Annotated in this window: 12 protein-coding genes; 6 read left to right on the forward strand and 6 right to left on the reverse strand. The window is 59.7% G+C overall.

The features are described 5' to 3' along the window. Positions 1-96: 96 nt before the first annotated feature. Positions 97-1,575: a DUF5129 domain-containing protein gene (locus tag JOE56_RS09890; RefSeq protein ID WP_204515838.1), complete on the reverse strand. Its 1,479-nt coding sequence runs from the start codon at positions 1,573-1,575 to the stop codon at positions 97-99. Between the two features lie 177 nt (positions 1,576-1,752). Here JOE56_RS09890 and dxs point away from each other — a divergent pair, with 177 nt between their 5' ends. Beyond that, positions 1,753-3,690, forward strand: a complete 1,938-nt coding sequence (dxs, locus tag JOE56_RS09895; protein ID WP_204515839.1) for a 1-deoxy-D-xylulose-5-phosphate synthase — start codon at positions 1,753-1,755, stop codon at positions 3,688-3,690. Positions 3,691-3,694: 4 nt separating this feature from the next. On the opposite strand, the gene JOE56_RS09900 is transcribed toward dxs, so the two are convergent. Next, a complete protein-coding gene (locus JOE56_RS09900; protein WP_239530428.1) occupies positions 3,695-4,936 on the reverse strand; it encodes an HRDC domain-containing protein in 1,242 nt (413 codons plus the stop codon). Further along, complete coding sequence (locus tag JOE56_RS09905; RefSeq protein WP_204515840.1) at positions 4,855-5,466, reverse strand: DUF3000 domain-containing protein; 612 nt, start codon at positions 5,464-5,466, stop codon at positions 4,855-4,857. The genes JOE56_RS09900 and JOE56_RS09905 overlap by 82 nt, the downstream gene beginning before the upstream one ends. A 122-nt stretch (positions 5,467-5,588) precedes the next feature. Between JOE56_RS09905 and hemE the strand changes: the two genes are divergently transcribed. Genes hemE through hemQ form a run of 3 tightly spaced genes read left to right on the forward strand, consistent with a single transcriptional unit; the run spans position 5,589 to position 8,742 of the window. Beyond that, complete coding sequence (gene hemE, locus JOE56_RS09910) at positions 5,589-6,635, forward strand: uroporphyrinogen decarboxylase (protein WP_102238213.1); 1,047 nt, start codon at positions 5,589-5,591, stop codon at positions 6,633-6,635. Further along, positions 6,632-8,041 carry a protoporphyrinogen oxidase gene (gene hemG / locus JOE56_RS09915; RefSeq protein WP_102238212.1) on the forward strand — a complete coding sequence of 470 codons (1,410 nt, stop codon included), beginning with the start codon at positions 6,632-6,634 and terminating at the stop codon, positions 8,039-8,041. Before hemE ends, hemG begins: the two co-directional genes overlap by 4 nt. Further along, positions 8,038-8,742 (forward strand): hydrogen peroxide-dependent heme synthase, encoded by a 705-nt coding sequence (gene hemQ / locus JOE56_RS09920; RefSeq protein ID WP_204515841.1) that lies wholly within the window; start codon positions 8,038-8,040, stop codon positions 8,740-8,742. Before hemG ends, hemQ begins: the two co-directional genes overlap by 4 nt. A 49-nt stretch (positions 8,743-8,791) precedes the next feature. Here the strand turns inward: hemQ and msrB are convergent, their stop codons facing one another. Then, positions 8,792-9,178, reverse strand: coding sequence for a peptide-methionine (R)-S-oxide reductase MsrB (gene msrB, locus JOE56_RS09925; protein ID WP_204515842.1), 387 nt, complete (start codon positions 9,176-9,178; stop codon positions 8,792-8,794). Positions 9,179-9,252: 74 nt separating this feature from the next. Here msrB and JOE56_RS09930 point away from each other — a divergent pair, with 74 nt between their 5' ends. After that, positions 9,253-10,446, forward strand: coding sequence for an alpha/beta hydrolase family protein (locus JOE56_RS09930; RefSeq protein WP_180965283.1), 1,194 nt, complete (start codon positions 9,253-9,255; stop codon positions 10,444-10,446). On the opposite strand, the gene JOE56_RS09935 is transcribed toward JOE56_RS09930, so the two are convergent. Continuing rightward, entirely contained in the window at positions 10,436-11,227 is a 792-nt protein-coding gene (locus JOE56_RS09935; protein ID WP_204515843.1) for a dihydrofolate reductase family protein, read from the reverse strand. The two genes, JOE56_RS09930 and JOE56_RS09935, sit on opposite strands and share 11 nt — an antisense overlap. Continuing rightward, positions 11,224-12,015, reverse strand: a complete 792-nt coding sequence (locus JOE56_RS09940) for a L,D-transpeptidase family protein (RefSeq protein ID WP_102238207.1) — start codon at positions 12,013-12,015, stop codon at positions 11,224-11,226. The genes JOE56_RS09935 and JOE56_RS09940 overlap by 4 nt, the downstream gene beginning before the upstream one ends. 83 nt (positions 12,016-12,098) lie before the next feature. Between JOE56_RS09940 and JOE56_RS09945 the strand changes: the two genes are divergently transcribed. Beyond that, entirely contained in the window at positions 12,099-13,100 is a 1,002-nt protein-coding gene (locus JOE56_RS09945; RefSeq protein WP_204515844.1) for a DUF6636 domain-containing protein, read from the forward strand. Positions 13,101-13,146 lie beyond the last annotated feature (46 nt).

A 13,146-nucleotide genomic window follows, 5' to 3' on the forward strand; every position in this document is an offset into this window, starting at 1 on the left:
CGTAAAAAGCGCTCCGGGTGTTATGCCCGGAGCGCTTTTTGTTGGTCAAATGCTGGGGAAGTCGCTACTAAACCAACGCTGCTGGAACTTGCGGGTCTAGAACCGCGACGAGCTTCCTGCGCCGGAGAACCCGCCTCCACTGCTGCCGTAGCCAGTTGTGGTTCCGCCACTACCGCCACTGCTGCGCGATTCTTTGTAACTCTCATAGTCGCGGAGCCCGTTGTTGTATCCGGTGGCAAATGCAGCGGGCGCGTAGAAGGAGCGTGTGTCGAAGTACCCGGTCAGTGAGTGGGAGCGCGCCCGGTTACTTCGGAGACTGCGTTCAGTGGCTTCCTGGATGAAACGCTTCTGTTTGCCAGAGCGAAGTAGAACATCTTCCTGAATGTTGTTCATGCGTGACGTGAGCTCTTCCCTGATCCGCGCAATTTGGTCCAGGTAGGCCGAGGTGTTGGTTCCGTCGTCGTAGGACACGCCGTACTCGATCTGGTCGAGCTTCTGGATACCTTCCTTGGCGAATTCGCACAGCGACTGGTACAGGGAGGAGTCCGCCTTGGTTGCGAGTGTGCGGTCGCTCAGCACAGTTTTCAGATGTGAACGGGTGTCGTCGATCTCTTGCTTCCACACGGCTTGCCAGTTCTGTTCGTCACGCGAATATAGGGCAGTTGCCCGGTCCACCATGTCGGTGGCGTTTTCAATCTGGTCTGTTTTGTCAGAAAATGCGTCGATGCGCTTCTTGAGGGGCCGGTTGAGAACATTGAGCGCGAAGAATGACGTGGACTTAATCGAGTCGCGGAGGTCCAGGGCATCCGTGTAATTGCGCAACAGCGTTGCCGCTGCGTTGTGGATTTTGGCCCCGAATCCTTCGTCGAGAATGAAGTCCGTAGCCGCGACGCGTTCGTTGACGTTGACCGTGACGGCGTCGAATACCTTGGCATCGGATTCGAACCGCCTGACACGCCTGAACGCGGAAACGAAGTTCACGACGCTGAAAACGGCGACTGCAAGCGCGATTCCTTGTAAGACGGTGGGGTTGCGTACGGCTGGGCGCGCCATGCGTCTCGCGTTAGCTTCAGTGATCGCAACGACTCCTTGCGACCAGTTGCGTTGTTTGAAGTATTGGTAGCCGGGTTCACGCAGTTCTGTCTGTGCTTCAGCGCTAGCGATTTTGATGTCTTCGCCAAAGTACGTGCCCACTTGGCCCGAGCCGCGGGTCGAGTTGTCCTCAACGGACACGGTGATGATGAACGTGCCATTGGACCACGCAGGGCCGGACATCAAGTTGAGATCTTGGTGCTGGCGTGCCCAGTTGAGTGTTTCGGCGTTGATATTGTCCTGGGGTGAACCGTTTCGAGTCCACACGATGACGCGCGTGTCCTTGAACGTGTTTACCCGCGAGAGTTCTCTTTTGACAAGAGTGGAGTCGAGTATCTGGGCATCGTCGAATATTTCGACGTCTCGCACCGGGTGCATGGGTCCGGTAAACAGGTAAAAGGCAAGGCAACCGATCGCAACCAGTACAGTGACGAGGGTGCCGGCGACAGCCACAAAGGTGAGATTCAAACGTAGTTTCGTCATGCGCAGACCTAATGTGGGGATCATGTGAGGGCAGAGCTTCAGCACCATCGTACATTTTCGGTATCACTCTCAATGCGTGTGACAGGCGACGTCAATGCCTGTGTGGCACGTGCAGTCCGCTTTCTGCAGGCGTTAGGATAGTGACTCGACTATACGACTACAACACGAGGTAAGCCCGTGACGTTTCTTGAACGCATCGCATCTCCTGCCGATGTGCGAGCACTTTCTGTGGCTGAATGCCAGGTTCTCGCAAAGGAGATTCGCGACTACCTCATATCAATTGTGTCGACAACGGGCGGGCACTTGGGGCCCAACTTGGGTGTCGTCGAACTGACAACCGCAATCCACCGCGTTTTTGAGTCACCCCACGACACAATTCTGTTCGACGTGGGCCACCAGGCGTACGTCCACAAGTTGCTCACCGGAAGGTACAACGACTTTCCCACCCTGCGTCAGCGTCATGGACTTTCAGGCTACCCGTCGCGAGCCGAAAGCGAACACGACGTCATCGAGAACTCACACGCGTCCGCCGCGCTGTCATGGGCAGACGGAATCGCAAAAGCACACCAGCTGCGCGGTGAACTGGACCGGCACGTGGTCACGGTGATCGGTGACGGTGCGCTGACCGGCGGAATGGCGTGGGAAGCACTTAACAACATTGGCGCCGACAAGTCGGAACCACCTCGGAAAATGGTCATTGTCGTCAACGACAACGGACGCTCATACGCGCCTACGGTCGGAGGGTTCGCACAACACCTCGACCACCTGCGCACCATGGGGAGCTACGAGAAGCTCCTGTCGTGGGGCAAAGAACAACTCCAAGAGTCCGGGCCTCCCGGGCGAGCCGTGTACTCAGCCATTCACGGCATGAAACGCGGGCTTAAAGACATGGTGTCTTCGCGTGAAGCCGGAATGTTCGACGAACTCGGAATCAAGTACATCGGTCCAGTTGACGGCCACGACCTCGAAGCGATGGAACGCGCGCTCTACCGGGCAAAGAAGTACGAATACGGGCCCGTTATTGTCCACGCCATTACGCAAAAGGGCCGCGGATACGCTCCCGCCATTCAGGACGAAGACGACCAGTTCCACGCTGTGGGTGTCATCGACCCGGCAACCGGGAAGGCGACAACGAAATCCTCAACGTCGTGGACCCAGGTCTTTGGTGAAGAGATCGTCAAGGCAGCGCGCAAACGCACAGACATCGTGGCGATCACGGCAGCTATGCTCAAGCCAGTGGGGCTCGATAAATTCGCCCACGAGTTCCCCGAACGCGTTTTCGACGTGGGAATTGCCGAACAGCACGCCGTGACCTCGGCAGCTGGATTGTCATACGGCGGCCTGCACCCCGTAGTGTGCCTGTACGCCACTTTCTTTGGACGTGCATTTGACCAACTTCTCATGGACGTGTCCCTGCACAATCAGGGCGTCACGTTTGTTTTGGACCGTGCAGGCGTCACGGGCCCCGACGGCGCGTCCCACCACGGAATTTGGGACATGGCAATGCTGCAGATCGTGCCGAATCTGCGACTGGCAGCCCCGCGCGACGCCAAACGCCTGGCGGAAGAGTTCAACGAAGCGATCGAAATTCGCGACATTCCCACGGTTGTGCGGTTCTCCCGAGGTAAAGTCGGTTCCGATATCGACGCGCTCACACGCACCTCGGATGGTGTGGACATTCTGGCCGTTCCAGAAGGCACAGACGCGAACAACGCTGAAAGTGCCGACATCCTGATTGTGTCGGTCGGTGCCCTGGCAGACCGCGCTCTGGCCGTCAAGGAGGCCTTGGCAAAAAAGGGTTTGAGCTCCACGGTTGTCGACCCGCGTTGGGTTCTTCCCGTTCCGCAGTCGGTCCTGGACATGGCCGCTGAACACGAGCTGGTCGCAGTCATTGAAGATGGCGTCAAGGTAGGTGGGATCGGTTCCCAGCTTCGCCAAGACCTTCGCGATGAACTGGTGCGCACGGGTGTTGTTGAACTGGGAGTTCCCGATTCGTTCTTGCCCCACGGAACCCGTGAAGAGATCCTGTCTTATGCCGGTCTCGACATTGACGACATGGTGGAAAAGATCATGGACATGCTTCCACCGGATCTGCTCAAACAGGTCAGCGAGTAGCGTCCTACGACCCCGAGGCGTGTGCTGCCTTGGCCAGGGGTTCTGTCACCAGCTCGATCTGCCAGGGCCGTGCTCCTTGGTCCCGCAAGAAATCGGCAATGTCACTTTCGTCGCCAATCGTGGTGAGTGACGCGAGGCGTTTCACATAGCGCGGAGTCACCACCAGGTCGTGTGGCATGTCCAGTTCCTTGGCAATCTGAGCAATTGCCGGTTTCATGTGCTCTAAACGCTGTTTCGAGGTCATCCTATCTGCGCGCTTGACTCGAGGTGTGTTCCGCACAGGCGGCATAAACGAGTCGGGCAGGCGGTCGGCTGCCTTGATGACGCGGAAGAACTCGCCTGCATCCTCGGAGTCCATGCGCGAAAACTGACGCTTGAGGTCTCTTTCAGACTTCACCGACTCCACTGCGAGCGCAATCATCGCGCGGTCGGGCAGAATTCGAGACGGGGCGATGTCGCGTTCTTCTCCAAGGTCGTCGCGCAGGGCCCACATGGCACGGACGCGACCCAGACCTCGGGCGGTTTTGACTCGTCCCAAACCGTGGGTGCGTCGCCACGGTTCGTCGTGAACAGGAGGCGTAAACGACAGCAGGTGGTCAAACTCCTGCTGGGCGTATTCCCATTTGCCGCTTGAGCGTAGGCGGTCAGCGAGTTCGGTGCGCAGATGGCCCAGGACTTCGACGTCGAGTGCCGCATAGGCGAGCCATTCGTGGGGGAGTGGCCGGGTGGACCAGTCGACGGCCGAGTGTTCTTTAGCCAAGGTCACGCCCATGATCTCTTCGGTCAGTGAGGCCAGTCCGAAGCGTTCAAAGTTGAGCAGACGAGCGGCGAGTTCGGTGTCAAAGAGTGCGTCGGGGCGCATCCCTTTTTCGGCCAGGCACCCCAGGTCTTGCGTTGCCGCGTGGAGGATCCACTCGACCCCGTGGAGGGCCGCGTTTAAGGAGGACAGTACGGGGAGCGCTTCTGAATCGATCAGGACGATCCCTGCGCCTTCGCGTTTGAGTTGGACAAGGAATGCACGGTTGCCGTATCTGATTCCCGAGGCGCGTTCCGTGTCGATCCCTACCGGCCCGTGACCGTGTTCGAGTTGGGTAGCAACAGTTTGGAGGTCCTCCGGGGAGTCGGTGACGGGAGGGACCCCTTGCTCAGGTTCAGACAGCAGGGTTAGCGGAGGCGACCCGGAAATGCCGAGACTCCTTCCGGAAGAGGGGGAACCCCAGCCACTGTGGACAGCAGGTGCGCCCATGCGTGAACGTGGGACTTAAGTTCTTTGGGGTGTTGGATGACGGGAGTCCAGGAAGCCCGCATTTCTAAGTCGATCGTGGCGGGTCGTGCTGCCAGGGTGCCAAAAGACTCACTCAAGGCACGGGTGGTGGTGCCTCCCACCTCGGTCACGTTACATTCGTGGGATTCGAGGGCATCCGTGAGCCATGACCACGCGACGGGCCCTAAAAGAGCTTCGTGGCCCAGTTCGTGCTCGAGTTCGGCGCGGATATAGGTGACCAGCCGGAACTGCCCCTTCCACGACTCTGGTTCGGACGGGTCGTACAGGAGGACTACCCGGCCCGTGGCGACTTCATCTTCGCAACTGGGAGTGTGGGGGACGGCATTGGCATCGACGTCTCCGTTGAGGGCAAAGGCCCAGGGGGCTAAGCGACCGGGAGCGGGGATCTCTTCCAGGCTGATGTGTGGTGTGGACCCGGATTCGCAAAATGTGCGCAACACGTCTGAGGCTTGCGCAAACGGCTCTGGAGTAAAGGGGACTGGAGCGACCACGTTTCTAATGTACGTTTTGTGGGTAGGGGAGTGAAGCTCCCACGCGGAGGTCTTGTGAGACTTGGCATATTGCAGAGTGAGCGTGTGGCGACCCGCTGGGTAAGTCTGAAAAGATGAAGGGCATGGTAACGCTTACTCGTGCTGCATTGTCTGAGCCTGTCAGTCGTACTCCCGTGTGGTTTATGCGGCAGGCTGGCCGGTCGCTTCCGGAGTACCGGGAGGCACGCGAAGGAATTGCGATGCTCGACGCCTGCCTCATGCCCGATCTCACCGCGGAGATCACCTTGCAACCGGTGCGTCGGCACGGCGTGGACGCGGCTATCTTCTTCTCCGACATTGTTGTGCCTTTGAAGATCGCCGGAATGGACGTCGAGATCAAACCGGGTGTGGGCCCAGTGTTTGCCCACCCAGTGCGCACGCGTGAAGACCTGGCCCGAATCCCAGACCTCACAGCAGAAATGTGCCACGCGATTTCCCAGGCGGTGACCCTCACCCGCGAAGGTCTTCCAGACGACACCGCGCTGATCGGGTTCGCGGGAGCGCCGTTTACGGTGGCCAGCTACCTCATTGAGGGTGGCCCCAGTAAGAACCACGAGAAAACCAAGGCCATGATGCTGGGGGAGCCGGAACTGTTTTCGGCGATCCTGAGCAAACTCGCCCACATGTCCGCGACGTTCATCCAGGCTCAACTTGACGCGGGGGCGCACGCATTCCAGCTGTTCGACTCATGGGCTGGATACCTGAACCGTACTGACTATGAGCGCTATGTTCTCCCACATTCGCGCACCGTGTTTGACGCGCTCGCCCACAACGACGTCCCGTCCATCCACTTTGGTGTGACTACGGGAGAACTGTTGGGCTCCATGTCCCGTGCGGGGTCCTCGGTCATGGGCGTCGACTTCCGCGTGGCACTGGAAGATGCTTCGAAGCGGGTCCAACCCGGCCAGGCACTACAAGGGAACCTGGACCCGGCCCTGGTCTTCGCGCCGTGGGAGGTCATCGAATCAAAGATCGAAGACATTGTGCGGGCCGGTCTGCGTCACGGTGGCCACATTTTCAACCTGGGCCACGGGGTTCTCCCCACATCTGACCCAACCGTCCTCACCCGGATCGTGGAAGAGGTCCACACTGTGTCGTCACGACTCATTGCATCGGGTGAGTTCGCGTGAGCACAGCCGTTATTGGCGCCGGTATTTCTGGCCTGACCGCGGCGTTTGAGCTGGCTCAAGCGGGTGAGAAGGTGACTGTTTATGAGGCGAACCACCGGGTAGGTGGAAGCCTCGTGGGTTCTGATCTTGGCGGTTATGCCCACGGCGATGTGGGTGCTGAAGCGAGTTTGTACGCCCGCCCTGAGACCCGGGAACTTATGCAACAGCTGGGTCTTGAACCTCAGTATCCGTCCACGGAACACAAGTCGCAGCTCTTGGTGGGCGGCCAGTTGATGAAGATTCCCGCGGGTACTCTTATGGGCGTGCCCGGCCGTCACACGGATGTGACTGGTGTGGTGAGCCCGGCTGGGGTTGAGCGTCTACAGCAGGAACAGCTGAACGGGTCGCAGGACGACCCGTCTGTGGGAGATTTCATTGCCCAGCGTCTGGGTGCCGAGGTCGTTGACACTCTGGTGGACCCCCTCCTTGCCGGGGTGTACGCGGGGTCGGCGTACCACTTGTCGTTACGGTCAACCCTGCCAGCTTTGGAGACAGCGGCGCGGGAGAACACCTCGGTCTTGGACGCTGTCGATCAGATTCTGGCGTCCCGGAAAGTGACCCAGGGTGCGAACATTCCGGGAACCACCGCCCGTCCCGTGTTTGTGAGCCTGGACGGTGGCATGAACGGTTTGGCGCGTGCCCTCTATGAGCGCTGTCGCGAACTGGGCGTGACGTTCCGGCTGGGGGAGAAGGTGAGCCGTGTGCGGGCTGGGTATTCGCTGACGGTGAGTGGTCCGCAGGGGGAACGCGCCGAGGTGGCAGACCGTGTGTTGGTAGCCACACCTGCGCCTGTTGCGGGGCAGCTACTGGGGTCGTTGGGTGAGGACCTGGGAAATTCTGAGCTTGCGGGCGCCGGCGTGGCCCTTGAGCGGGTGGAGACTGCCGATTCGGCAGTGGTCACGGCCGTTCTGGAGTGTGCGTCGGAGCTTACCGGTTCGGGTTTTTTGATTCCGCCCAATGAACCCACGTTTATTAAGGCCTCTACGTTCGCGTCGAACAAGTGGCCGTGGTTGCAGGGGCGTATTCCAGACGGCACCGCTGTTGTGCGCATGAGTGTGGGCAGGTACCGAAGTACCGAACTTGCGACGCACACGGATGAACAGCTTGCCCAGAAGTCGGTGGCTGATTGGATGTCGATCACGGGGCGTAGCGACCGGGTTCTGCACACCGAGGTGTGGCGTCACGTGGGAGCGTTGCCACAGTACCAACCTGGTCACGCCCACATGGTTTCTGGCGTAGATTCAGTTGTGAAACGGATTCCCACGCTGGGGCTTGTGGGGAACGCGTTCGAAGGCGTGGGGATCCCAGCCTGCATCAACCGAGCAAGAAGTGAAGTACAGCGTCTCATAACAGAAAGGACAGCATGAAAGACTACGAAGCGCCCTCGAGGCACGAAGCTGAAGAGCTCAACCAGCAGATCCGTTACTTGTCGTATTCGGTTTTCCGGGTCGCAGGTGACTTGGGTGATCTGAACCGTGAGGACTTGGCTAACGAGCTCACGGAAGCGATTTCGCAGGTGGACAACGTGGTTGTGCGCGGAATCTACGACGTGTCGGTTTTCCGCGCCGATGCCGACATCATGTTCTGGTACCACGCACCTGCGGTAGAAGACCTGCAGAAGGTGTACGCCGCGATCCGCACCTCAGCACTGGGGTCGGTTCTTGAACCCGTGTGGTCCGTGGTGGGAATCCACCGCCCAGCCGAGTTCAACCGCTCGCACGTTCCTGCGTTCCTCACCGACGACGACCCAGGCGAATACCTGTGCGTCTACCCGTTTGTCCGTTCGTACGAGTGGTACCTGCTGGAACCACGCGAACGTGGCAAGATGCTTCACGACCACGGAAAAGCGGCGTCGGGCTACAAGGACATCAAGGCCAACACCGTGTCGGGCTTTGCCCTGGGAGACTACGAATGGTTGCTCGCGTTTGAGGCCCAGCACCTTGAGCGCATCGTTGACCTCATGCGCGACCTGCGCAACACCGAAGCGCGGATGCACGTGCGCAAGGAGATCCCGTTCTTCACTGGTCCCCGTAAGGAACTGGTCGACATCATTTCCGGCTGGCGTTAAACACGCCTGAGCCGTTCAGGCGCCTAGCCAGACACCCCCAGACGCCCGCTTAATCCTCGAGTGTCAGACACACCGAGTTGATGCAATAGCGGGCGTCTGTGGGTGTCTCGAAGCCTTCACCGTAGAACACGTGGCCCAAGTGGGAGTCACATGCCGTACACCGCACTTCCACGCGTTCCATGCCTAGGGACGTATCGCGGATGTAGCGCACGCGGTCTTCTGCCAGCGGGGCGAAGAACGCGGGCCAGCCACACATCGCGTCAAACTTGGTCTCCGAACTGAACAGCGCAGCCCCGCACGCGCGACACGAGTACGTGCCAGTGCGCGTCTCATTCACATACTCACCCGTGTGGGGCCGTTCGGTTCCCGCTTGGCGCAGAACATAAAACTCCTCGGGACTTAAGATCTCTCGCCATTCTGCTTCTGATCGCTCCATGTTTTCCTCCTTTATGTGAACTTTATGTCTTTCTGGTTTTGCGTGACGTGTTTAGGATTGACAAGGAGGTTCTTATGACAACGCACGTTTCACGCGGATGGCGGTACGCCCTGACCGGAATCGGTGTGGGGGCCGGAATTGGTTTGCTCGCTTCGGTCGCGTCGTCGGGGCTGGCGGTGTACTTTGCACGTCGCCTGATTGTCCCAGAAACTGCTCCCGAAGATGTCGAGATCCTTCACGTTGAAGGCTTTGACGACGACATGATCGTCCACTTGAGCGCCGACGACGACGTTTTGGTTAACGGAACGTACGGCCTGTTCTTCAACTCAGGCCAAGGGCATGCTCAGATCGGCGACATCATTGAATATGACCCGGTTTCCCAGACCGTGTCGCGCGAAGTCATCTCAGTCACCCGAGGTGATTTGCGCACCGCCCGTTGGGGTCGGCTGACCGGGGTCGTTTACCCGCACCCCAGTGCTACCGGACTTCCATACCAAGACATCACACTGCGGTCCGACGCAGGTGAACTGCCCGCGTGGTTCCTCCCCACAACCGACCCCACCCCGTCGGACACGTGGGCGATCCTGGTTCACGGGCGTGCAGGTTCCCGCGCGGAAGGCCTGAGGGCAGCGGGCGTCCTCAACGACCTCGGCGTGCCTTCCTTGGCCATTGCGTACCGCAACGACACCGAGGTGCCCCGCGAAAGCACGTCCCGTTACGGCCTGGGGGATACCGAATGGCTGGACGTGGATGTTGCGATCGACTGGGCGCTGGCCAACGGCGCTAAGAACGTGGTGCTGTTCGGCTGGTCGATGGGTGGTGCGATCGCTTTCCAGGCTGCGTCCCGAGGTCGTCACATCGACCGCGTGAAAGGCATGGTTTTGGACGGCCCGGTTGTCGATTGGTACAACGTTTTGGACCACCAGGCCCGGAAGAATTTCCTGCCCACGCCGGTTGCGCGTTTGACCTTGGACATGATCACTCGCCCGTGGGCGCGTCCGTTTACCGGTTTGGAAACCCCGCTGGACCTCGACCGGATGGACTGGGTGCGCAGGGCGGCGGAACTGGCCGTGCCCGTGCTGTTGATCCACTCCGATGACGACGAGTTTGTTCCGGTAGGGCCGTCGCGTGCGTTGGCGGCTGTGCGAAACGACCTGGTTACCATGCCACCGTGGAAAAAGGCGCGTCACACAAAAGAGTGGAACGTGGACCCCGTGCAGTGGAACGACGACGTCGCTAACTGGATGACGCGGTTGCTCAACGACTAGAGTCGCGGGTCTGTACTTTGAGCCGGTACATCATGGACTGGCCGTCGGTGACCAGGCTCAAAACCTCAACGTCTCGCGCAGTTACAATCCCCTGACCGAACAACCGGGGAGCGCCCGGGGTGCTCAGCAGTTTAGGTGAGACGGTCAGGCACATTTCATCGATGAGCCCGGCATCCATCCACTGTGCTAACACGCTGGGGCCACCTTCGCACACAAGGCGACGCAGACCTCGGGCAACCAGGGCGTCTTTCACCGCTTGCGGGCTCAGATCGCACGTGAGTACGTCGTCAGCGTGACGGTTCAGGTCTGCAAGGACGTGCGGGTCTGAGGTGTTCGTAGCCACCACAACGGGTGACGTTCCGCGCGCATTGATGCGATCCCACGGAAGGTTCCCACTGGAGGTCACAATCACCATGACGGGGACATGGGCCTGCCCGCGAGCGTGGCGTTGGTCCAGGTGGGCCGGCTTGGCAGACATCCGGGTGAGGCGTTCGGTGCGGACGGTCTGAGCGCCCACCACCACCGCATCGGCAAGTGACCGCACTACGGAAAACACCCGCATATCGGCTGGGGTGGATACGGAACGCGACAGGCCGTCGGCGCCAGCTACGGCGCCGTCCACGCTGATGACCATGTTGGACTGCACGCGGACACTGTCAGGTGGCATGTGGGAGTCGTAGAGTTCGACAAGATGGGGTTCGCCCGAGGTGGGAGGCAGTGGGCGGTGTTGAGGCAGGACCGTCCAGAGGTCGGTGGTTGGGTCCGTGGTTGCTGGGGTCACTTGGAGATGAACGCCTGGTCACCCATGACGATGTGAGGGTTCTTGCCCGGGTCAAGATTGCGCAGAAGCCAGGCCATTTCATCCTTTTGCACTGTCACACACCCGTTGGTTCCTTTTCCGTGGTCGACGTGCAACCAGATGCCACCACCGATCTTCTTGCCGTGCGGGCGTTCGGTGTTGGTGGGTGCGGTGCCCGTGACGCGGTTGAAGTCAATTGCGATGACGTAGTCGAAAACTTCTGCGTAGTCGGGCCCGTACACGTTCTGCGCGGTTGCCGACAAGTTGGTGTCCTGAGTGTACGGCAGTTTAGAACCAGGGTTCTTCAGCGTTCCTCCGGCATCCGACAAGGAAAACACGCCAGCGGGAGTGGTTTCGTCGCCTTCGGTACGATTTTCACGCCAACCGGCGCGCCCGTTGTGGGAGGCAAAAGCTTTAACGTGCTGCCACTTTCCGTCACGGTATTCGTATAGCCTGAGCGACGAAGCTGTGTCGGAAGGTTGAGCCGATGTCGCGACCAACACCTGGCGGGCGTCGCTGGGAAGCTGGGCCATGGTGTTGGGGCCAACGCCCGGAATGAGCCCCTGCGTGGTGCGGTCCGTTCCCAGGTTTACCCGAGGTGCTTCCAGGTATGTGCTCTGGGAAGGGTCGTCTTTCAGAGCTGGGGCGGGCGTGCGCAACGCCGGTGGCTGGAGTTCTTGCTGTTCGTCGGAAACTGCAGGGTAGGCAGTGATGGCGGCGAGAACGCCACCTGTACACAGCGCAAGGGTCACAGTTTTCTTTACGAACATGCGCTCATTATGTCATGATCGCACCCTGTGATTTGGGGGAGCCACGCGGGAAAAGATTCCCGCAGTCTGTAAACTACAGGGTTATGAGCAACCGTGACCACGAGCGTGAATCACTCACCCGTCAACTCTTTGTGCGTCCCCAAACGTCGGACGCGGCGGGCGAAAGCTCTCAGGAAGCTACACGTAGCTTAAGCCTTGAAGAACTCCAAGAAATGGGTCGCCAGAGCAAGACAGACGACTACTCCGCACCCACCACCCAGTTCACCCCTTCTGACCTTGGGTCGTACGGGCCCTCCAACCAGTCACAACGCTCAGAGCAGCCACAACAACCCCAGCAACCACCTCGGCCTCCTCAGTCGCCTCCTCAGCAACCCATTCCTTCTCCACCCCAACAGCAACCACCGTCACAGCCCCAACCACAGGCTTATCCTGCGGCTCAGCCACAAGCTCAACCACAGGCTCAGCCATACGTAGCACAGCCCGCAAAACCCAAGCGGAAAGTTCCAGGGATAGCGATCGCCATGATGGTGGTCGCTGTGCTCGCGGCACTGGGGATCTGCGGGTACATCGTGTTCGACCAGATGCAACGGTCAAATGCGAACTCGCAGGCTGACAATCAAACCAGTGGTGACGGCGGAAGCATCGGCGGTGAAGAGTCGGAGGACACTGACGGCGAGGACACTGAAGGCTCCGGCGAAGACGGCGCGACTGATGACTCCGAGGACGGCAAAGGCGACGAAGCAAAAGACGTGAAAGCGTTCATGTCGCCTTCAAGCAACATTGTGTGCACGATTGATGCCGACAGGGCGCGGTGTACGATCCGCGAATTTGATTACGACCCCGGCGACGCCCCTAAGGAATGCGACGTGGATCCGTACGGCTCCGTTGTCGTGGTGGAAAAGAACGCATCGGGTTTCTCCTGTGTGAAACGTGGACTACCTACAGAAGCGAGCGTCCTGGACTACGGCGAAACAGTGAGCGCACACGGCTTCACCTGCCGTTCCGGCGAAGACGGTATGACGTGTGAGTCCTCCGAAGGGCATAAGTTTCGGGTAGCGCGAGCTACTGCCGACTTCGACGGGTGATGAGCGCAATCTCACATGGTGTCGTGCCTATGAAACGAACTGACAG

Origin of the sequence: Brevibacterium paucivorans (genome assembly GCF_016907735.1) — a bacterium.
Taxonomy (GTDB): domain Bacteria; phylum Actinomycetota; class Actinomycetes; order Actinomycetales; family Brevibacteriaceae; genus Brevibacterium; species Brevibacterium paucivorans.